The sequence below is a fragment of the Candidatus Abyssobacteria bacterium SURF_5 genome, from assembly GCA_003598085.1.
Lineage (GTDB): Bacteria > Abyssobacteria > SURF-5 > SURF-5 > SURF-5 > SURF-5.
The window spans coordinates 1-20650 of record QZKU01000035.1 but is presented as its reverse complement, the minus strand read 5'-3'; the positions used below and the strand labels follow the sequence as shown (position 1 = coordinate 20650).

Annotated in this window: 17 protein-coding genes; 5 read left to right on the top strand and 12 right to left on the bottom strand. The window is 54.5% G+C overall.

The window, feature by feature from the left end; genetic code table 11:
• Nucleotides 1-191: 191 nt before the first annotated feature.
• The 12 genes from C4520_04165 to C4520_04110 all read right to left on the bottom strand — a co-directional run bounded on the left by C4520_04165 (nucleotide 192) and on the right by C4520_04110 (nucleotide 14082).
• Nucleotides 192-2288, bottom strand: coding sequence for a DUF4034 domain-containing protein (locus C4520_04165; protein ID RJP24430.1), 2097 nt, complete (start codon nucleotides 2286-2288; stop codon nucleotides 192-194).
• Between the two features lie 101 nt (nucleotides 2289-2389).
• The gene (locus C4520_04160) at nucleotides 2390-3382 is read right to left on the bottom strand and encodes a hypothetical protein (GenBank protein RJP24429.1); all 993 of its coding nucleotides are present in this window, start codon (nucleotides 3380-3382) and stop codon (nucleotides 2390-2392) included.
• Nucleotides 3379-3996 carry a 4Fe-4S dicluster domain-containing protein gene (locus C4520_04155; protein ID RJP24431.1) on the bottom strand — a complete coding sequence of 206 codons (618 nt, stop codon included), beginning with the start codon at nucleotides 3994-3996 and terminating at the stop codon, nucleotides 3379-3381. Before C4520_04155 ends, C4520_04160 begins: the two co-directional genes overlap by 4 nt.
• Nucleotides 3997-4009: 13 nt before the next feature.
• The gene (locus C4520_04150; GenBank protein RJP24428.1) at nucleotides 4010-4291 is read right to left on the bottom strand and encodes a MoaD/ThiS family protein; all 282 of its coding nucleotides are present in this window, start codon (nucleotides 4289-4291) and stop codon (nucleotides 4010-4012) included.
• A gap of 1 nt (nucleotide 4292) precedes the next feature.
• Nucleotides 4293-6146, bottom strand: a complete 1854-nt coding sequence (locus tag C4520_04145) for an aldehyde ferredoxin oxidoreductase (GenBank protein ID RJP24427.1) — start codon at nucleotides 6144-6146, stop codon at nucleotides 4293-4295.
• Between the two features lie 182 nt (nucleotides 6147-6328).
• A complete protein-coding gene (locus C4520_04140; GenBank protein ID RJP24426.1) occupies nucleotides 6329-6862 on the bottom strand; it encodes a response regulator in 534 nt (177 codons plus the stop codon).
• 54 nt (nucleotides 6863-6916) lie between these two features.
• Entirely contained in the window at nucleotides 6917-8728 is a 1812-nt protein-coding gene (locus tag C4520_04135) for a PAS domain S-box protein (protein ID RJP24425.1), read from the bottom strand.
• Nucleotides 8725-9132, bottom strand: coding sequence for a response regulator (locus C4520_04130; protein ID RJP24424.1), 408 nt, complete (start codon nucleotides 9130-9132; stop codon nucleotides 8725-8727). The genes C4520_04135 and C4520_04130 overlap by 4 nt, the downstream gene beginning before the upstream one ends.
• A 30-nt stretch (nucleotides 9133-9162) precedes the next feature.
• Nucleotides 9163-11115 carry a Ni/Fe-hydrogenase cytochrome b subunit gene (locus C4520_04125; GenBank protein ID RJP24423.1) on the bottom strand — a complete coding sequence of 651 codons (1953 nt, stop codon included), beginning with the start codon at nucleotides 11113-11115 and terminating at the stop codon, nucleotides 9163-9165.
• Nucleotides 11112-11942 carry a 4Fe-4S dicluster domain-containing protein gene (locus C4520_04120; protein ID RJP24422.1) on the bottom strand — a complete coding sequence of 277 codons (831 nt, stop codon included), beginning with the start codon at nucleotides 11940-11942 and terminating at the stop codon, nucleotides 11112-11114. Before C4520_04120 ends, C4520_04125 begins: the two co-directional genes overlap by 4 nt.
• Nucleotides 11939-12643: a hypothetical protein gene (locus C4520_04115; protein ID RJP24421.1), complete on the bottom strand. Its 705-nt coding sequence runs from the start codon at nucleotides 12641-12643 to the stop codon at nucleotides 11939-11941. Before C4520_04115 ends, C4520_04120 begins: the two co-directional genes overlap by 4 nt.
• A gap of 2 nt (nucleotides 12644-12645) precedes the next feature.
• Nucleotides 12646-14082, bottom strand: coding sequence for a (Fe-S)-binding protein (locus C4520_04110; protein ID RJP24420.1), 1437 nt, complete (start codon nucleotides 14080-14082; stop codon nucleotides 12646-12648).
• A gap of 308 nt (nucleotides 14083-14390) precedes the next feature.
• Between C4520_04110 and C4520_04105 the strand changes: the two genes are divergently transcribed.
• From C4520_04105 to C4520_04085, 5 genes are all read left to right on the top strand, one after another.
• Nucleotides 14391-15728: a PAS domain S-box protein gene (locus C4520_04105; GenBank protein RJP24419.1), complete on the top strand. Its 1338-nt coding sequence runs from the start codon at nucleotides 14391-14393 to the stop codon at nucleotides 15726-15728.
• A 13-nt stretch (nucleotides 15729-15741) separates the two neighbouring features.
• On the top strand, nucleotides 15742-16158 hold the full coding sequence (locus C4520_04100; GenBank protein ID RJP24418.1) for a peptide chain release factor-like protein: 417 nt from the start codon (nucleotides 15742-15744) through the stop codon (nucleotides 16156-16158).
• Nucleotides 16159-16191: 33 nt separating this feature from the next.
• Entirely contained in the window at nucleotides 16192-16797 is a 606-nt protein-coding gene (locus C4520_04095) for a DNA-3-methyladenine glycosylase (protein ID RJP24417.1), read from the top strand.
• 255 nt (nucleotides 16798-17052) lie between these two features.
• Nucleotides 17053-18288, top strand: a complete 1236-nt coding sequence (locus C4520_04090) for an acyl-CoA dehydrogenase (GenBank protein RJP24416.1) — start codon at nucleotides 17053-17055, stop codon at nucleotides 18286-18288.
• Nucleotides 18289-18748: 460 nt separating this feature from the next.
• Entirely contained in the window at nucleotides 18749-20449 is a 1701-nt protein-coding gene (locus C4520_04085) for an acyl-CoA dehydrogenase (protein ID RJP24415.1), read from the top strand.
• The last annotated feature ends 201 nt before the right edge of the window (nucleotides 20450-20650 follow it).

Sequence of the window (20650 nt, the reverse complement as noted above, 5' to 3'; positions counted from 1 at the left end):
AGGCAAAGCCTTCAGGAAAGCCGGATGCGGGAAATCTGCACGTCCGGTTTGACGAGGGGGAGGGGTAATGCCCTCCCTACTCTACCGCCTTTGCGGTTCGATAATGCCTTCATCTTTTACCGCGTTTCGTATTTCGGCACGCAGTTTGAGAAAAGAGAACCAGTATTAATTTGAGAAGAATAATTCCAGCTTCAAGTGCCGCCTATTGTGCGGCCGGTTTTTTCGTAGGCTTCCTTTCTCCATTCTTCGAATTGGCTGCTGTTCCAGATGCCGGGATCGCGGTCCTCGCCGATGATTTCGAACTGGTAGACGGCGTCTTCATATTGGCGAGCGGCGACGGCTATTTCGGCCAGCGCGTTTCGTTCCCGGTTTGATTCCGGATGCTCGAGAAGATATTTTTCATAGGCCTGCTTGACTTCCCGATACACTTCCGGATTCCGATAATAGGGTCTCCAGTCATTGTCGTGTTTTTCCGCCCATCGCCGGGAAAATTCGGAATGAATGTTCAGTATGAGCAGTCCGACCCGAGAGCCTTCGGGCGGATTAGCGGCGCACTGGCGGGCGAAGGCGAACATTTCTTCTCCCCGCCGATCGCCATACCATTTCGGTTTGAGATATTCCAGTTTGGCTCTATAAGCTTCATAAAAGGTCGGGTCGGCCTGTATGGCCAACTGGAACCATTCTTCCATTTGTGCGCGCTCATGTCCCAGTCCTTTAGCCACGATGAGGAGATTAGAAGCGATGTTTGGATCGGTGTGATTGCGTTCAAGCGCTTTGAGCAGAACCTCCTCCGCCAGCCGAAGTCTTTCCTTGAATTTTGCTCTGCCTTCGTCCGAGACGGAACCCGACCATCCGCCGCCGCGAGCATCCCACGCGTATGAGATGTAGAAGTCGCCCTGGCCGAGGAGGGGGACGTACGAATCCGGATCATTTTTTTGCCAGAACTGATAAAGGGCCTCGGCCTGTTCGCCGAGCCCCATAGCAAGCATTCCCGTATCCAGCCAATCATAATAAGTGAGGTTTCGAAAATCATTTTTGATAAGTTCAAAATATGTCCGAACCGAGAGAGAGTAATCCTCGTTCTGATGGTGTGCCTGCGCCTGCATGCTTTTCAGAAAATCATGGTCTTTGCACTTTTCGAGAGCGGCAGTGATCTGGTCGAGCGATTCATCCAGCCCTTCGCTTTTTGCAATGCAATGTATTCGATAGAGAGCATAGACAGAGTCGGGATTGCGATCAAGGAATTGGTTCCACGATGCCATGTTTCTTCGGTCGTTCCAGTACTTGTGTTCCAATTCCGCGAGCCTGATGAGGTTTTCCTGGTCTCGAATTTCGGGCAGGTCAACATACTGCTCCTGTTCCGGAGATAATTCTATGCCGGCATATTGATGAACACATCGGGCTATCCACTGTGGGATTCTGAATATTTCTTCCTCTGTTCCGGAAAAGGAGAAATCCTGTTTGCCGTGTTGCCCCTCGAAGTGGAGATCTGCGTGGAAGCTGCCGCCTTCAATTTCCAATGTTGCGACGGCAAAATCTTGAGTGGCGTAGCGCCGGGTAATCTGATCGCGGTCCTTCTCAGATATGGTTTTCCCTTCGTAATGGTAGCCCTTGTCATCGTACAAGTCCAATACTGCGGGGACATGCAGATTCAGCACTTTCTGCGGGACATAGACCGCCTTGAGCATCCCCATCTCTGCGAGAAGAGTCCCGAGCCGGGTTGTTGTGCCCGTCGCATCAACCATCGGGAGGATAACAACCGCATCGGGTAATTTCTCTGGTTCGAGGCCGGAGATGAATGCCTGGAATTCAGCCTTCAAACCTTCGATTTCCTGTTCGCGCTTGAGAGCATCTTCCTTCTTCATCAGAACGATCTGTCTGTTCTCCTGGATGTAGGTGAGGTCATATGGTGCAAGGACCTCCTCGATAGCCTCTCTCCACGGTTTGTCTTTGATCCATGGAGTGACCCACATCCGGCAAAGAGGGTCGGTGTTCGTATAGGATTTTTCGCGGTTATAGGTGACGCCGACCTGTCTGCAGATCGCATAGACCGCATTCTGGACGCTCAATTTTGTTCGTTCGTTTCCCCAATTCCATGGTTTGTATGGCGGCTCGAGAGTTACGAGTCCTTCGGACACCTGTTTCTGCCTCTCCGCGTACTGGCGAGCTTTTCGATATTTTTGATACTTAAGCAGAATGTTTGCTGCTTTATCCGCACTGCAGGAAGTTATCAGAAAAATTAAGGGAAGGATAATGAGCAGACGGGCCGGCGAGTGTTTCAATCGCATGTGGATCTCCACTTTTGCAGGTTGAAAGTACCCCGTGCCGTTGAAAAATTTTACCACAGGAAGAGCAGATAACGCAAATCCAGATATTCGGCGGGATCGTCTCAGATATTCAGGATGCGTTGAAGGTTATCGCCGATTATAAGATCAAGTGTTGCATCGTCATGGGTGATCGCTTTTTTGGCCGACGATACCGGATCCATATCGGCCATATCGAATGGATAGTCGGTGCCGAGGAAGACGTGGTCTTTTTGCATGATGGTGCAGACGAACCGGAGGATTTCCGGATTAAACGCGATGGTATCCACGTAGAAATTCTTCAGGTAATAAGGAAAAGGGTGAAGACATTTCTCGCGGGCCTCTGGGCGGACCGATTGTCCGTGCTCAAGCCGACCGAGGAGAAACGGCAACGTGCCGCCGGCATGCACCAGGCATATTTTCAGGTTGGGGAACCGATCAAGTACTCCTCCGAAAACCAATTCGCACGCGGCCAGAGCCGTATGCATCGGGTATCCCAAAAAATTGACAAGATAATATTTGCCAAGTCGCTCGGTAACGTGGGTGACATCCGGGTGAATGAAGACAGGCACATCCAGCGCTTCGGCCTGCTCGAAAAAAGGAAGCAGCCCCTCATCGTCAAGGCCCGAATCATTTACGTTTGATGCGATGGCTACTCCCTTATGGTTCAGTTCGCGGATTCCCCGCTTCAGTTCCCTGGTTGCTGACGAAGGATCCTGCAGAGGGAGCGAGGTCAATCCGACAAGCCGATCGGGATGCTCGCGAACGACTTGGGCGGTGTTGTCATTGACGATTTGGGCCAGCTCCGCGCCGGCCGAAGGCTCGGCCCAATAATAGAAGCCGGGCGGCGGCGGCCAGATAACACCGACGTCGATGCCTGCCGCATCCATATCGGCAAGATGCTCATCGAAATCGGACATTTTCCGAAACCATTCCGGCGCCTTTTCGAGGTTGACCATGGCGGACGCCTGGCTGGTTCCGCCCATTGCATTTGCCCTAACCGGGTCAAGCGAGTTTGCCCGCTGGTGCGCATCCAGACACATCAAGTGCCGATGGCCGTCGATAACCTTTGCGCTCATTGTTCTTCCTTCCGCAGCATGCGGTCGAAATCGATTTCCGGCAGATCGAGCTCAGGCCTCGGCCGGACGGGAACAATGGTGGACGCCTCTTGAGAGAATTGTTCGCGGCGGCGCCTGGCTTCTCTTTTTCCGATCTCGTGACAGGCCCTGATCGTCAAGGCTTTTAGTGCTTGTTTGCGCTGGGCCTGCATCTGCTCGGTCAGTTCCACGATCGAGAGACAATCATAGAAGCAGAACTTGACACATTCGGGGGAGCCGCCGCAGAGGTCGCATTTGATCGCTTTTGTTTTCGGGAAGAAGCTGATTGCGCCGAAGGGGCACGCCATCACGCAGCTTTGGCACCCATAGCATTTTTCCGGGTCCACTTGAACGACATGGTCGCCCTGTACAGTAGTCGCTGTGGAAATCGCCTGCGACGGGCACACTGCCGCGCACAGAGGTTCATCGCACTGCAGGCAGACCGAGGGCCGCGACCATCCCTCGAGCCGATTGTCAATCACCTTAATTCGCGAGCGGTCCGGGTTGAACTCACTTTCTTTGGAGCTGGAGCAGGCAAGCTCGCACATGCGGCATCCTGTGCAATTTGCGGCGTTAATCGTGATAACTCTTGCCATCGAAGCGTCTCCTCTATCCGCCGGTGACCCGGACAGTGATCACTATCTCGTCTAAATCCTGCAATCGCGTTTGGTATCTGTCCGGCAGCGAGAGCACGTTGCGGCCGTTGACCAATAAAGAAAGCCCCGGGCGAAGACCATTTGAATCGAATAGTTTTGCTGCGGCGTGGGCGCCGTACCTATTAAACAGAGAATCCAGCAAATCCTGAACCGTGCGACTATTCACCTGAAGACTTTCCGGTTCCGCCGGGAAAGATTCTTCTGAGACACCAACAACCGAGAACTTGATCTTCACCTTAAATCTTTACCTGATTCGCGAGATTCGTTTCTCCTTCGAATCCATATTTGGCGATGGTTTCAGCGGTTGGAACGCCTTCGCTGTCCCACCCGCGGATTTTGTAGTATTCGGCGCGCATTTTGAGGAAGTTGTCCAGCCCCATGACTCTTCCTTTGGGAGGCCCCTCAGGCAGGCTTTCCTCGAGGATTCGTTTGGGGAGAGAGTCTTCCTCCGAGCCGAGTCCCTGCCTGACGTTGATCCGCCGGATCAGCGTCTCGATGATGTCGGCCCGTGCGACAAGATCATCTTCGGAATAATTCATGCCGGTAACGAGATTCAGGTACTGGCAATAGCCCGGAATGCCGGCGGGAATAATTTTCGGAGGGGCATCGCACACGAGCAGGCTGTGCATGATGCATGTCTCGTGCATCATGTCTCTTACCATTGCGGCCTTTTCTTCAGCCGAGAACGGGTCCATCCCGCCCAATACCTCCCGGAGCGGGGGCCACGCCCGCCGGTGACAGCCGCCGCGCGGGGTGACGGAATAGGTGATGGCCGCACCCCAGCCGGCGCGGGGATCGTAAGCGGGCAGTTCCATTCCTTTGCAGTGCATGGCGAACGCTTCGGTGCCGCGGCCAAGCTCCTTCGCCATGTCCCTGACGCCGCGGGCGCAGAAGTCGCCGAAGCCCTTGCGGTGCGCGATTAATTCGAGCAGCTTCAGGGCCGCCTCATAGTTGCCGAATTTGAGCTCCAGCCCGTCCGTATCTTCTTTAGTCAGGATGCCGCGTTCGAAGCATTCCATCGCGAACCCGATGACGCCGCCGGCTGAAATGGTATCCAAGCCGAGATCGTCGCACAGATAATTTCCTTTGATGACAGCCGGAAGATAATCTATTTCGAGGTTAGAGCCGAGCAGCGCGAGCGTTTCGTATTCAGGCCCTTCGAGCCTGGTTCCTTTGAAGATTCCGTCCTTCACCTCGGTCAGTTTACCGCACGATGCGAAGCAGGCGTAGCAGGAGCGATCGGCTATCTTCGCGTTGCGGACGGCGTCTTTATCGATTTTGCCGATACTCTGTTCGAAGCGGCCTTTCTGGAAATTACGCGTGGGCAGCATTCCGGCCGCATTCGTGATAGTCATGGTGAGCGGGCTCCCGTATTTGCGCCGGCTCAGCCCAACGGGGTTGTTGATGAAGCTGTCGAAATGTTGCAGCACGAGTTCGCGCACGCCCTGAACGTTGGCGCAGGTGATGCCGCCGCTTCCTTTGACTGCCACCAGCTTCAGATTCTTTGAGCCCATGACGGCTCCGGCGCCGCCGCGGCCCGCCTTGCGGAAGTATTCGCTTCCGACGCACGCGAAATGGACGAGATTCTCCCCTGCCGGCCCGATCGAGATGCAGCCGCAGTCGGGGTGGAAGTTTTCTTTCACGAATGATTCGGCGGCGAAAGAGCCTTTCCCCCACAGGTGAGCGGCGTCGCAAAAATCCACTTTTTCATCCTGGATGAGCAGATACGTCGGTTTTCTGGCTTTCCCGGTAATAATGATGCCGTCGTATCCGGCGAACTTCATCTCGGGCGCCATGCGTCCACTCGAATAGGCGTCGAGCCACGCGCCGGTCGCAGGAGATCTGGTGACAATCACGTGTTTGCCCGCACCGGGTACCATTGTTCCGCTCACGGGTCCGGAGAGAACCATGAAGACGTTTTTCGGCCCGAGCGGTTCGGCATCGGGGGGCAGCAGATCCCAATACAGCTTTGCTCCGAGCCCGCGCCCGCCAATGTATTTCTTCAGGATTTCCTCGGGCACATGGAAAGGTTTGGAGGATTCTTTCGACAGGTCGATATAGAGAAGTTTTCCGACGTACCCGTGGAGCATTTTTGATCCTCCTTTTTGTGAGGACTTTTGGTGGCCCGCGACAGAACTATATCATATTTGTGGCGCGGACAGGAAGGGGGGAGCGCTGGGTGATGCAGGCTAAATCATGACAGAAGGGAAGCGGTATTCCGGACAAATTATCTCATCGACAGGAGGCGCCTAAAGGAAAATGTTTCGCAGAATCAGGTTCTTTTTGCCTTAAGTATTCGGGCGGCCTCCTTGAGAGCTTCGGGATCGGCGGAATTCAGCAATTCCTGAACCTGTTTTTTCAGGGCGTCGGTCGATTCCGCGGCTTTTGAAGGCGCCGTCTCCACGATTCCGAGTTCGCGTTTGACCATACCGACAAAATCTTCCGCGCGAACCGGCTTCTCGAGATACACCTGCGGGCCGGAAAGGATTTTTCCGTCGAGGATTTCCTTCAGGTCTTTGGAGCCCAATTCATCGCGCGCGTGCGCGGTGACTACGACGATGGGGATCCGCGCCCATTCCTTATGTTTTCTCAGCTCATAGAGAAATCGCACGCCTGATTTTTTCGGCATCACGAGATCGCAGGAGATGAAGTCGGGAGGGCATTCTTTTACTCTTTGGAGCGCCTCATCTCCATTGGAAGCAGTAACGACATTAAAGCCGGCATCCTCGAGCGCCGTTTGCAGGAACAGAAGAATATCGGGTTCGTCATCCACCACCAGGACTGTTTTTTCGGATGGAGTCGTCATTGCTGATCCTTTCGCCGCCAGTGGGCATTCTCGACTACTTTTCTTTGTGAGGCGTCAGTTTTGCGGGGCAGCCCCTTCTGCCGCAGGCTGCGGCAGGCGATCGCGGGGGAAAATGAGCCGGAACAGCGAACCTTCGCCCGGCGTAGATTCTACACTTATTCTGCCACCATGTTCCTGCACGATTTTTCTCGTCAGGAGAAGTCCGATCCCGGTGCCGCCGCTTCCCTTTGTTGTGAAGAAGTTGGTGAATACTTTCTGTTTGATCTCATAATCCATTCCCGCGCCTTCGTCGGCCACCTCGAAGACGATGCTGCCGTTCTCATCTCTGCAGCGGATAACGACACTGCACACCATTTTCTCGCTCATCTGGCAGGCGTCGAGCGCATTCGACACCAGGTTGGCGAGGCACGTGTGGATCTCCTCGGAATCGAAAGGAGCGGGTGCAATGGCTTCATCGGTATCGGCCACGAGTTTTATACCATCCTGCTTGGCCGCATCCTCATAGAGCGAGATGATGTCGCGCACGATATCGTTCGGATTGATGATGGTGACGTGCGGAGTGCGCCCCTTCGAGAAATTGAGCAGGTTCTTGACCAGGCTGGATATTCGGCTGATATTGCGTTTGAGCATGCCCCAGCCGACGTCGACCTTGTCCTGCTGTCCTTTCTGGAGGCCTGAATTCACGACGTACATGCCGCCCTCGAGCCCGGTCAGGATATTCTTGATTCCATGCGCCAGTCCCGCGACCGTCTGTCCGACGGCGGCGAGGCGTTCGGCGTCGATTTTCTCCTTCTCGAGCTGTTTGATTTTGCGCAGGTCCTGCAGGAAGAGAGCGGTTCCGATCATGTCTGTTCCCTTCCTGAGCGTAATGCAGGAAAGCCGCACGGGTATCTCCTCTCCGTCGCTTGCCTTCGCCGTCGTCTCGGGAAGAATGCATTCATTTTGGCCTTCGGCCATCGCGTCTTCCGGCTTCAATTTTAAAATCTCCGGCGGCAGCGGCCGGCCGATCAGATCGCTGTCGCCATATTTTAGCATACTCTTGGCGGCAGGATTAAAAATAATCACTTGTCCCTGCGCATCCGTGGCTATGACGCCATCGACGGAATTTTCGATCAACGTCTTCTGAAATGCATGCGAGCGCTCCAATTCATCTTCCAGCTTATGGACCTCAGTGACGTCGAGCGCCATCTCGATGATATGAGGGATATTAGGGCCGCCGCGGGCTAATGCGGTCGTGGTGACGTAATAATAGGTCGGATTGCCTTCCTTATTGATGCCGATATGCGAGCCGCTATGCGGGCGGCCGTCCTGGAAGGTGAGTTCCGCCGGGCAATCCTCGCACTTTTCTGAGCGGCGTTTGAAGACCTCGTAACAGCGCTGGCCGGTCGTTTCTCCGAAGGTTTCGCGGAATCGTTCATTAGCGCGGACGACGCGGAAATCGCGGTTGAGCACTGCGACAAAACAAGGGACGCGCTCGAACAGATTCTGGTATTCCCGCTGCAAACGCTTGGTCTCGGTGACGTCGGTTGACATCTCGATCAGGTAGGGGATGTCTCCATTCTTGCCGAAGATAGGGGCGATATGAACGATATAATGGGCGGGACGGCCATATCGATCGACACCTACTTCGTCATTGATCCGGATCTTGCCATCCTGGAAGGTGTGCGCCGCCATGCAAGAGGAGCACCGTTCGAGGCGGCCTTTGTACACCTGGTAGCAAGGAAACCCTTTCCCTTCGCCGAACAGTTCCGCGAAATTGCGGTTATGGTCGACGATGGTGTACTTTCGGTCGATGATGGCGATATTGCACGGCACCTGGTCGAACAGTTGCGTGCGCAGCCATTTTTGCCATTCGGGCTCGCTCATGCTGCTTCCCCTGCGCCTGTGAGCCGCCGGACTGTATGGATAAAGAGCGGCAAATCGATTGGTTTCTCAATAAAAAAATCGGGCTCCACCGCCGCGGCGTCTCCATTTCTTCCAGAGAGGATACGCGGCATCTCCTGCTTGATGTTCAAGCCGCTGATGATTACAACCCGCATATCCTTGAGAGATGAGTCATCCCTGATCTTCCGGTAGAGCGAGAATCCGGTTTCCTCGGGCATAAGAATATCCAGGCATACAAGATCAGGCCGCTGCGAGCGAATGAGCGCAAATCCTTCAGTTGCGTTGGGTGCGGAACAAACTTCGAATCCATTATCCTGCAGAGCCGACGTCAGATAAATGACAACATCGGGCTCGTCATCGATAATGGCAATTTTTTTTCCAGCCATGGTCTCTCGATTTCCTTCTTAAAGAAGCCATTATCGCTGCGTCAGGAGCGACATGCTCTGGGGTTGCGGATACGGCTCGACTACCATGAGCATCGACTCATCCAGACCCTGATGGCATGCGGCGCAGCGGGCGAGATCGGGAGCCAGCTCGACCTTTTCTTCCTGCTTCTGCTTGTGGCATTCGATGCACAGCTTATGCATTACATTCATGTACCCGGGCGCAATCCCGGTCTGATCGGCTTCTTCCACTTTGACGAAGCTGTTGGGAACCCGCATGTTTTTGTGACATTCGCCGCAGGCGGTAGCCGTTTCGCGGGTCTTCGGTTCAGCCGGGTCCTTATGGCATTTAACGCATCCGCCTTGCTCCTTCAGCTTCTCGCGATGATATTCGTGCTGAAACGTGTCGGTCGTGAGAAACATATCCGTATGGCATTCATAACAGGAAGTAGCTTTATCCAACGGTTTGTTCATGTGGTGGCACATCCCGCAGGATTCTGGTCCGCCATTGTTTTTCTCGTGCGTGCCGTGGTCGAACAGGACGAATTTGTTATTGCGGTCGCCATCGATCAACAGCATTTCTGCGACCTCTCCGGCCTCCGGGTTGTCGTGCTCATCGGGATTATAAAGGGCATACAGGTAAAGCGGCGAGGCGTCGGATTTTGAGCGGAAGGCATCGACCCGCCGCGCCTTTTCGACCTCGATCCTCTCCGGGGTTACGCCGGTAACGATATTGGGCATCAGGGCGATTCCGAGCGCGAGAGCGACAACGAACAGCAACGAGTACAGGCGCGCATCGGCCAGGCTCGACCAATGGAGCCGGATACCTCCAACCGGGTCAGGTGAAACGATCTCATACTTATCGCGTTTTTCGGCTCGCGGCTCATCGTACACATAGAAGTTCTCTACTAGAAAGAAGAATGCCAAGCCGGCGGCTGAGACGATCCCGATGCTAATGGCGAACTCGGTCCATGACGGGAAATAATCGGTCTGCGTTGCAGAAATCGTTGCAAGCCCGCTGACGGCAATCCGGTTCAGGACAAAGCCGAATACGGCAAGCCCTGCTCCCGCAGCCAGACCGCCGGTCGATTGCCTTGCTTTAGCGGAGGAAAACAGCGCGGCCGGCAGAATCGCGCTGATGAGCAATTCGAACAGGAACAGGTTGCTCTCCCAAGTGCCGGCAAACAGATAGTGCAGTTTTCCCGTGGCCGCAAGATCGGCTACCTTGATTGCGGCGTATGCCCACAGAACGATTGCCGCCGCCTTTGCAAGACCTGAAAGAAGGTCTTTCTCCAGGTGTTTCTTATAGATCCAACTGCTCACCAGGGATTCAGTGATGACCATGGTCAGCCCGAGCCCGATGGCGGAAACGAAGAAGTGAAGCGGGATGATGGGGCTATACCACAACGGATGCAGGCGATGCGGCATGATCAGAAACAGGGTGCCCAGGGACGACTGATGCAGCGTCGAGAGCATGATGCCGAGGATCACCAGCGGCAGAGTAAAGAATTTCAGTATCTTGTATGCTGTTTGTGACAGCGGGTGTTTGAACTTTTCAAGAATGACCGGCAGGAATTCGAGCTGCAGCACGGTGAAATAGAGCATGACGCACCATGCGACCTCGAACAGGGCCGAGTGCTCCTGCCAGAAAAACATTGGACGCCAGATGTTCCACGGAATACCGATGTCGAACATCAGCCCGCCGACGACGGCTGCATATCCCAAACAAGCGGTAAGAACGGCAGGCCTCAGGATAGGCTCATATTTTTTTAGATGGAAGATGTAGACTGTTGCCGCGATCACGAACCCGCCTGCGGCGAGGGCAACGCCCCCGAGCACATCGAATCCTATCCACAGTCCCCACGGGGTTGTATCTGTTAGAGCGGTCACCGTGCCCAGCCCTTTGAGGAAACGGAAGATGGTGACGGCTGCGGCCAGTCCGACAAGAAACCAGAGAATTCCTTTGACGAACCTAACTCGTATCATTTTTTCGCCTCTACTTTATCTGTACCTGTTTCGGGGTCATGCTGAGCATCGGTTGATGCGGATTTTTTTTCGAGCGCTTCTTCCTGCAGGCGCATCCGGCGATCGATTATCCAGTAAAGCCCGAACATCGTCACGCCGACGCCGACGAAGATGCCGGGCACTTTATTGAGTACCACCCAGGTCTTCATGGGGAGCGGTTCATCGCCCAAGTCTTCTTTCCATCCGAGGAAGCCGAGATCGATGTCCGACAGATACAGGACCGAAGTTCCGCCGACCTCATGTTCGCCGAATACCTTCGGGATATACAGATCCGGGTTTTCCTCGATTCTTCCATGCGCCAGTCGAATCAGTTCCTCGCGCTCTCCATAAATGGTTGCCTCTTTCGGGCAGGCCTTGGTGCACGCAGGCTGCTCGAGCTCACCGCTCGATATCTTGTCGTAGCACATGATGCACTTGCGCACGTAAGGGACGGCATCGGCCCAGGTGTAGCGGGGAATGCCATAGGGGCAGGCCATCATGCAATAGCGGCAGCCCATGCAGATTTTCGAGTTATAGACGACGGGACCTTCCGGCGTTTTGTGCATAGCGCCGACGGGGCAAACCGAGGCGCAGGCTGGTTCCAGACAATGGCGGCACTGTTTTCGCACGTAGTGCCTGTCGGGCCGGGGTAGAATCGTCGTCCACCGGGTAGCCGAGAGATCGTCGATTTTGCGCTGCCAGCGCCAGGGCTGGTCTTCGCCGGTCTTGTTCGTTTCCTTGCAGGCTTTGACGCACTCTTCGCACCCGATACATTTGGTGACATCGGTCAAAATGCTCATCTGTCTCATATCGGCATATTCTCTTTCTTCAGTGCGACGGCAACATCATCGCCGGATTCCGCCGGGAAATGCCAGCCCACCTCCGAGACGAGCTGCGTTGCCGGAAGCAGGATGATATGTCCCAGTTTCGTGAACGGGATCAAGATGAAGATCAGGTTCGCGCTCAAGACGTGTATGAGCATAACGGCGTTGTAATCGACGGGATTCCACGCCGGATGCATAGCCAGAAACCCGGTTATGAACGGGACCATCAGCAGGGGCGGGAGCAGGATATCCTGTATTCTGCTGATGCCTCTGGCATAGATGTGACCGAGTCGGCCGATGAGGAGTGCGACAGTCGCCGCAATCGTGATGAGTGTCAACATGTCTGCCAGAACGTGGGGGATGGCGGGCCATCTTATTGAAAGTCCGCGTTCCCAGAGCTGGATGTGCGGGAGCAGGAAAATGGGGGTCAGGATGAGCCCCACGTGGAAGATGACGGAGATCACGCTGTAGACCGGCCGGTTAACATTCATCTTTTTAACGGGGAACAGCCAGTCGAGCGTTGTCCGGAAAACAACCTTATAGGGTATCTTTGTGTCGCCAGCCCGAAGCAACGCCTGCACGGTGCCGGCAACGGCTAACAGCAGGTGACGGAAGAGCCCCAGGACCATCACCGCGAACGCGAATTTGAATAGTGGGCCGCGCGCCCATTCAAGCCACTGTTCCATGGTTATTCCTCTTCCTCTTTCTTCTCCGGTGCGGTTATGCCGTAGTATTCCAGGTCGAGCGCTTTCAACAGCAAGTCATGCAGGCCGACGATCTCGACATCGTGCAATCCGTTATCCTCGCAGACCTCACGGAGCTGTTTTTTGCAGTTCGCGCAGGGAGCCACAACGTATTTTGCGCCGGTCGCCTTTATCTGTTCGGCCTTGACATGGCCGCCCGTGCCCGTTCGGAACTTGCGGATTTCATCGATCGAAACCGTTCCGCCGCCGCCGCCGCAACAGATATTCATCTGGCCGCCCGGAACCATGTCGACATAATCTTTACAGATCGCCTCGAGCAGTTCCCGCGGCTGATTGATGATCCATTTCGAGCGCGCGATATTACACGGGTCGTGATACGTGACGCGATCGAGGATTGCGCCCGATTTCACCTTCAGCCGCCCGTCAAGGAGCGCCTTGTGGGAGTATTCCATGATATTGATGACCGGCGGAGCTTTCTTGCCTCCGCAGAAGGTGGGAATGAATGCCTTTGCCGAGCGCGAGGCGTGGCCGCACTCGCCGATAAGGACCTTCTTTGCCTTCAACCTCTTCACTTCGGCGGCTTCCTTTCGGACGATGTTGCAGAGATGGGTATCGCTGTAAAAAAGGCCGTAATTAATGCCATCGTAGTAGCCGGTGCCGATGGTCCACGAGCCGTTGGTGAGATGCATGACGGCTGCGTTGCCCATCAAGGTATCGGGTTCGAGGAGGTAATCGCTGACCGCCGGGAAAAAGACCATTTCCGCGCCTTCGACATCCATCGGGAATTTCGCCGGAATGTTGTAATTCTCCAGGAGTTCTTCTTCCAGGAATTCGCATGTATCTTTGAGGGCGACGACAGGGATGGCCGATGTGTTCCCGGTCTTTCCCTGCAACTGTTCACGTACCGCCACGACGAGCGCTTTCGGCACGATCCCGATTTCGGCGAGTATCCAGCGGGCGAGGTGGGTCATCAAGCCGTGGTCGACCCCCATCGGGCAGCCGAACTTGCAGCGCCGGCACGCGGTGCATCGATAAAAGTTTTCAGCCATCTCATCGATGTAGCGGTCGGTGAGGGTGAATCCATTGAAGAGTCTCGAACTCACCATTCCGCCGAGCGTGAAGTACCGGCGGTAGACCCTGAGAAGAAGTTCAGTCCGGTGACATGGGACATCTCTCAGCTCTCCGCTTTCCATGAAAACCTGGCAGTTACAGGCGCAACGGGCGCATTTGGTTGTTATCTTCGAATAGGTGTCGAGAACAAACCCATAGTTGCTGTGCTGGAGAATGGCTGAAAACGCCTCCAGGAACCGACGCGGCCGCTCCGTCTCGTTATACGGCTCCACATAATAGGGATATTTGGTGGTCATAACCTGATCCTGCTCATTTAACCGGGGTGATTTAACAGGGGTTGTTTCTCTCATAGAGGGCAAGAATTGGGCCGGGCCGTGAGAAAAAGAAGCACGGAATGTCGTCAGATTGAACTTTGATCATCAGAAATTAATGTTGCAAGCCGAGTTGCAACTTTTGCAACGTTGCAGAAAAAGGCAACCACAACCGGATGAGCAGCCTTTTCCCGACTCAATGCGGCGTGCGGACGAGTTCCATCGCTGAGACATGTCACGTCACAAATGTTGTAAATTTGGAACGTCTGTGTTATACTTTTAACGAGATCACCCTAGCGATTCTTCGTATCACCCCTGTTACGGTTCATTGGAGGAAGAGGAGCAAGATGTCACAAAAGGAACTCGATACTCGTTTTTTTCCGTTGATCTTCGACACAATTTCCCACGGGATATTTACCATTGATGCCGAGGGACGCATTACGTCGTTTAATCGAATGGCGGAAATGCTCACCGGTTATACAAAGGAAGAGGTTCTGGGTGAGCAGTGCCACCGGGTATTTCGAGCCGATTTCTGTGAAGTTGAATGCCCGCTGAAGCGCAGTATCAAGACCAGAGAGCGCTCAGAGGCGGTCGAGGTGGTTGTAACGACAAAAGACGGCCGGAAGCTCCCCATTGCGATCTCGACGTCGGCGCTCATTGACGAGAACGGCAGTGTGCTTGGCGGAGTGGAGATGTTCCGGGACCTTTCTGCGGTTGCCGAGCTTCGCAAGCGGCTGTTGGGATCATATGTATTCGAAGATATCGTGAGCAAGAGCCCCTCGATGCAGAAGATTTTCGAGGTGATCCCGCTCGTTGCGAACAGCCAGAGCAATGTGTTGATAGAAGGCGAATCCGGAACCGGCAAGGAACTGGTGGCCCGCGCCATCCACAATTTGAGTTCCCGGCGCAACAAGCCGTTTCTCGCGATTAACTGCGCGGCGTTGCCCGACCAGTTGCTTGAATCGGAACTGTTCGGTTACAAGAAGGGCGCGTTCACCGATGCAAAAAAAGACAAACCGGGGCGATTCGCCATTGCCGCGGACGGCACCATTCTGCTCGATGAGATTGGGGATCTCTCGCCGGCAATGCAGGTGAAGCTGTTGCGCGTTCTCGAGACGAAAGAGTTTACTCCGCTCGGCGATAATACTTCCGTTAAGACCGACTTCAGAGTGATCGCGTGCACGAATAAGAACCTGGCGCGCGAGGTCCAGAAGAAGCGTTTTCGCTCCGACCTGTATTTCCGCTTGAACGTGGTGCGCCTGTCGCTGCCGACGCTGGCCGAGCGGCGAGAGGATATTCCGTTGCTGATCAATCATTTTATTGAGCGATTCAATGCATTGCAGGGGCGCCGCATCTCTCGATGTTCCGAGCGGGTAATGGCAGCGCTAATGGGATATTCGTTTCCGGGCAACGTGCGCGAGTTGGAGAACGCGATCGAGCATGCATTTGTAGTCTGCATCGGAGACATCATTCAACTGGAAGATCTGCCCAGCCATATCGTTGCATCGGTAACGGAAACGGCCGCGTCGCAGAAGGCGAAGTTTCTTCCGTTGGACAGTGCGGAGGCGGAAACGATTCGCACGGTATTGGCCAAACATTTCGGCAATCGCAACCGCACGGCCGCGGAGTTGGGAATATCCCGGAACACGCTGTGGCGCAAGATGAAGCGCTACGGCATCAGCTAGGTTTGTCTGGCACATGATAGACTTTGGAGTAAGCGGAAAGAAGCAGTCCGATCTCCGCGACAGAATGGAACGGCTGGGAATTGAAGAGAAGGACCTTGTCGAGAAATTCATTCGTTCGAGCGGGGCCGGCGGACAGAATGTCAACAAGGTGGCCACTCGCGTGTATCTCAAGCATGTTCCGACGGGAATAGAAGTCAAGGTGCAGCGCGAGCGTTCGCAGGCGCTGAACCGGTTTCTTGCGCGCCGCCTGCTCGCCGACAAGATCGAGAAACGAATGCTCGGCAGGATCAGCGCGGAGCAACAGCTCCGTGAGAAAATCCGCCGCCAGAAGCGGAAGCGCTCAAAACGGGCGCAGGAAAAGATTCTGGCCGGGAAGAAGCGGCAGGCGGAGAAGAAGAAGTTGCGAACCGAGCCGGAGCTGAACGAGTAGCCATTTCGCTTTTACTCTCACCTATTCAAGAAAATGTCGAGAAAACAGTCCAAAGCGTTCTTAAAGAAGCTTGATCATTCCTTCTTCGATCGACCTGCCATCGAGCTTGCGCCGGATCTAATCGGCAAGATACTTGTCCGTCGCATCGGACGGAAGGAATATCGCGCCCGGATTGTGGAGGCGGAGGCATATGTTGGAGCGCATGATCTTGCCTGTCATGCATCCAAAGGCAGGACCAGACGGACGGAAATCATGTTTGGGCCGGGCGGCCACGCGTATGTGTATCTCATTTACGGAATGTATGAGATGTTCAATATCGTGGCGAGCGAGGCGGGAGACGCGCAGGCTGTGCTGATTCGGGCTGCAGAACCTCTCGATGGTTGGGACGCCGATCTCTCGGGACCGGGCAAACTGACGCGGGCTCTCCGGATCACGCGCTCCGATAATGGCCTTGATCTGACGGGAGATTCACTCTTTCTTCTTGACGACTGCCGATACCGCCCGTCGATTTCCCGGAGCGTGCGCGTTGGGGTCGAGTATGCAAAGGAATGGAAGGATGCGCCCCTGAGGTTTTTCGATACGAGGAGTTTGGCTGTTTCCAAGGTGCGAGTAAAGGGTGATCCGCCGGCGCGGATCTAGTGCCATTATTATGGGGCAATATTTGGAGATTCAGCTTTGCGCGTTCGGGCAGCGCGAGTTTTTCGAGCACCTGTTTTCGCCCATTTCGATTTTGCTTCACAAAATAAACCCCATTCATTCCTGTCTTGACTTTTCGGTTTCCGTCCAAATATAATCGTGCAGATTGATTCCCCATGCACGAGCTTACGGTTGTTGCTCAAGCCTCGAAATATGTTTGCCCGCTAATCGCCGGCGCGTCAAAGAAAGGAGTCACCGATGCTTCGTTATACGGAAACTCTCGCTCTTACGGATGAACAGGTTGCGCTCAAGGAGAGCATCCACAAGTTTTGCAAGGAAGTGTTGAGGCCGGCAAGCGTGGAGTTGGACAAGCTGGCCGATCCGGAAGATGTGATAAAGAAGGGGTCGCTTTTTTGGAAGGTGATGAAGCAGGCTTACGAGTTGGGTTATCATACGGCTTCGATCGATCCCATGTATGGCGGCATGGGTTTTGGGCCGGTGGAGACGCATATATTTCTTGAGGAAATGGGGTGGGCGAGCGCCGACTTTGCCATTGCGATCGGCGTGTCCTCGTTTCCGTTCTCGACGGCGGCCAACAGCATGGATGACGACCTGATCAAGAACGTTGTGCGCCCGTTTGTCGAGGATAAAGATGCGAAATTTATTGGATGCTGGGCGATCACTGAGCCGGAGCACGGATCGGATTCCCTGGTGGTTGGGACTGAGGAGTTCAGCAAGGGGAATATTACCTTTACGACAACCGCGAAGCTTGACGGCGACCAGTGGGTGATCAACGGGCAAAAGTCATCGTGGGTGTCCAATGGGATCGTTGCGACGCATGCGCTTACCTTTCTCACCATTGACGCCTCGCGCGGGATGAACGGCGGCGGAGTCGCGATTGTTCCGCTGAATTCGCCAGGCGTGCAGAAGGGACGCTCGCTCAACAAGATCGGCCAGCGGGCGCTCAATCAGGGCGAGTTCGTGCTGGAGGACGTTCGGATACCGGCCAATTACATGCTCGCGCAGCCGGATATGTATCCGATGGCGATGCATATGACACTTGCCGGCGCGAACGCGGCGATGGGCGCCATCTTCACCGGCTGTGCGCGCGCTGCATTCGAGGAAGCGCTCGATTACTGCAAGGTGCGCGTGCAGGGAGGCAAGCCGCTGGTCGAGCATCAGTGGATTCAGCAGAAGCTGTTCGACATGTTCAGGAAAGTGGAAGCGGCCCGGGCGTTGTCGCGCACGGCGCTGATTTATAACAGCCAGACGCTTCCACCGGCGGTCGAGCTTTCGATTGCAGCCAAAATCACTGCGACTCAGGCCGCGTTTGAAGTGGCCAATGATGCCGTTCAGCTCTTCGGCGGTTACGGCTTGAGCAAGGAATACACGATCGAGAAGATATTCCGCGACGCGCGCGCCTCGCTTATCGAGGACGGCTGCAACGAGGTGCTTGCGCTTGCCGGCGCAAAAGCGGTGCTGGGAAAATATTAGATCTCATCCGAAGTCGAAATAGCCCAAGAGGCAGCAGATATTTCTGCTGCCTCTTTTCTTCTGAGGGAGATATTGTCGCTGGGCTTTCAGCCTGTGGTTGGCAGCAGGTTGGGAGTAATGCCATTCACTTAAGCAACAAACATGCGGTCGGCACACGCGCCGGACTTTCTTGCAGGCAAGATGCCTGCGCTACGACGGAATTGCATGTTACGCAGTCTTCCAGCTTGCTAAGGGGTGGGTGGCGTCGAATTTCCAGCGAAAGGTACTAAGTTTTGGGGGACTAGTGAAATCTTCATAAAATCACAGGCGGGACGCCTGTGCCACCGGGGCTCCAAGCTATGTGCCGGCGGGCTGTTCCGCGAGCGAAGCCTGCCTGCATTTGACAAGGTGCATTTCGGCAAATATACTTGCCCTACCGAACTTCGAGATGCACCCCAAAAATCCCTTCAAGAGGTGAATTATGATCTTGTTGAATCCGAAAAGGCATGAGCGCGAATATGTCGACAAGAAGTCCAAGGAAATCATGTTGAGGACGATTGAATTTTTCGAGAAAAAAGGGAAGGCCAGCGTGAAGGAGGACGATCACAAGAAGGTCTGGTACTCGGATTTTCTTGATTTCGTGAAGAAAGAGAAGATTTTTTCCCAGTTGCTGACGCCTTCGAGTTATGGCGGCAGCGCCGACTGCCGCTGGGACACCTGGCGCAACTGCGAGTTCAACGAGATTTTGGGGTTTTACGGTCTGGCGTATTGGTACACCTGGCAGGTATCGATTCTGGGGCTCGGCCCGATCTGGATGAGCGACAACGAGGAGCAGAAGCTGAAGGCGGCCCACCTGCTGGAGAAGGGGGAGATTTTTGCATTCGGGCTGTCTGAAAAAGAGCATGGTGCGGATGTTTATTCGACGGGTATGACGCTCACGCCGCTCGCCGACGGCACCTATAAGGCGAATGGCGAAAAGTATTATATTGGAAACGCGAACGAAGCGCGAATGATTTCGACATTTGGCAAGATGGCCGACACCGGCGATTATGTGTTTTTCGTGGTCGATTCGAAACATGAGAAATTCGAGTTGAAGAAGAATGTGGTGGATTCCCAGAACTACGTCGCCAATTTCGCGCTGCACGATTATCCGATCACCAAAGCCGATATCTTGTCGACCGGGAGAGACGCGTGGGATGCTGCGCTCAACACCGTGAACATCGGCAAATATAACCTTGGCTGGGCGTCGATCGGCATCTGCGAGCACGCGTTGCATGAGGCGATCAATCACGCCGCCAACCGCCGGCTCTACGGCATGTATGTCACCGATTTTCCGCACGTCAAGCAAATGTTCACAGAGGCGTACGCCCGCCTGGTCGCCATGAAGCTGGTCGCGCTTCGCGCCTCGGATTACATGAGATCGGCTTCGCTCGAGGATCGACGGTACCTGCTGTACAATCCTGTGGTGAAAATGAAGGTGACCACTCAGGGCGAGGACGTTATCACGCTGCTTTGGGACGTGATCGCAGCCAAAGGCTGCGAGAAAGACACGTATTTCGAGATGGCGGTCCGTGACATCCGCATGCTGCCCCGCCTCGAGGGGACGGTTCACGTCAACATCGCGCTCATCCTGAAGTTCATGCCGAATTATTTCCTGAATCCGCAAGAGTTTGCGGAACTCCAGAAACAAATTGAGCCGCGCAATGACGATTTCCTGTTCAGGCAAGGGCCGACGAAGGGACTCGGCAATATAACTTTCCATGATTACAGGGCGGCGTATGATTCGTATGATCTGCCGAATGTGAATATATTCAAGGAGCAGATCGAGGTATTCAGGGAATTCCTGATGAATGCGCCGCCGTCGGCGGATCAGCAGAAGGACACGGATTTTCTTATGAGCCTGGGCGAACTTTTCACCTTGATCGTTTACGGCCAGCTCGTTCTTGAGAACGCGCGGATATATGCAGTTGAAGACGATGTGATCGACCAGGTATTCGACTTCATGGTACGGGATTTTTCGAGGTTCGCACTGCAGATATATGGCAAACCGAGCAGCAGTGAGGCGCAGGCGAAGCTGTGCATGAAGATGATCCGCAAGCCGGCGGTGAATGAGGAACGTTACGGCAACGTTTGGCGGAACCACGTGCTGGCGCTCAAGGATTCGTATGAGATGAATCCGTAAAGGCTCAGTGGCTTGGTCAACGACACAGAAAGACTCTTCTTATCCGCGGATTCCGCAGATTTACTCGGATTGAATGAACCACGGATTAGCACGGATTAGCACGAATTAGAAGATCAGACCACGGACCTTAGCTTACAGTCCACGGGGGAGGAACCGGGATGAAGGCAGGAGGCAGAAGCAGATAGCAGTTCTACTAGGGAT

Excerpts from the sequence above, each read along its gene's own strand:
- C4520_04165 (RJP24430.1), bottom strand. The coding sequence starts at position 2,288 with ATGCGATTGAAACACTCGCCGGCCCGTCTGCTCATTATCCTTCCCTTA.
- C4520_04160 (RJP24429.1), bottom strand. The coding sequence starts at position 3,382 with ATGAGCGCAAAGGTTATCGACGGCCATCGGCACTTGATGTGTCTGGAT.
- C4520_04155 (RJP24431.1), bottom strand. The coding sequence starts at position 3,996 with ATGGCAAGAGTTATCACGATTAACGCCGCAAATTGCACAGGATGCCGC.
- C4520_04145 (RJP24427.1), bottom strand. The coding sequence starts at position 6,146 with ATGCTCCACGGGTACGTCGGAAAACTTCTCTATATCGACCTGTCGAAA.
- C4520_04140 (RJP24426.1), bottom strand. The coding sequence starts at position 6,862 with ATGACGACTCCATCCGAAAAAACAGTCCTGGTGGTGGATGACGAACCC.
- C4520_04135 (RJP24425.1), bottom strand. The coding sequence starts at position 8,728 with ATGAGCGAGCCCGAATGGCAAAAATGGCTGCGCACGCAACTGTTCGAC.
- C4520_04130 (RJP24424.1), bottom strand. The coding sequence starts at position 9,132 with ATGGCTGGAAAAAAAATTGCCATTATCGATGACGAGCCCGATGTTGTC.
- C4520_04125 (RJP24423.1), bottom strand. The coding sequence starts at position 11,115 with ATGATACGAGTTAGGTTCGTCAAAGGAATTCTCTGGTTTCTTGTCGGA.
- C4520_04120 (RJP24422.1), bottom strand. The coding sequence starts at position 11,942 with ATGAGACAGATGAGCATTTTGACCGATGTCACCAAATGTATCGGGTGC.
- C4520_04115 (RJP24421.1), bottom strand. The coding sequence starts at position 12,643 with ATGGAACAGTGGCTTGAATGGGCGCGCGGCCCACTATTCAAATTCGCG.
- C4520_04110 (RJP24420.1), bottom strand. The coding sequence starts at position 14,082 with ATGAGAGAAACAACCCCTGTTAAATCACCCCGGTTAAATGAGCAGGAT.
- C4520_04105 (RJP24419.1), top strand. The coding sequence starts at position 14,391 with ATGTCACAAAAGGAACTCGATACTCGTTTTTTTCCGTTGATCTTCGAC.
- C4520_04100 (RJP24418.1), top strand. The coding sequence starts at position 15,742 with ATGATAGACTTTGGAGTAAGCGGAAAGAAGCAGTCCGATCTCCGCGAC.
- C4520_04095 (RJP24417.1), top strand. The coding sequence starts at position 16,192 with ATGTCGAGAAAACAGTCCAAAGCGTTCTTAAAGAAGCTTGATCATTCC.
- C4520_04090 (RJP24416.1), top strand. The coding sequence starts at position 17,053 with ATGCTTCGTTATACGGAAACTCTCGCTCTTACGGATGAACAGGTTGCG.
- C4520_04085 (RJP24415.1), top strand. The coding sequence starts at position 18,749 with ATGATCTTGTTGAATCCGAAAAGGCATGAGCGCGAATATGTCGACAAG.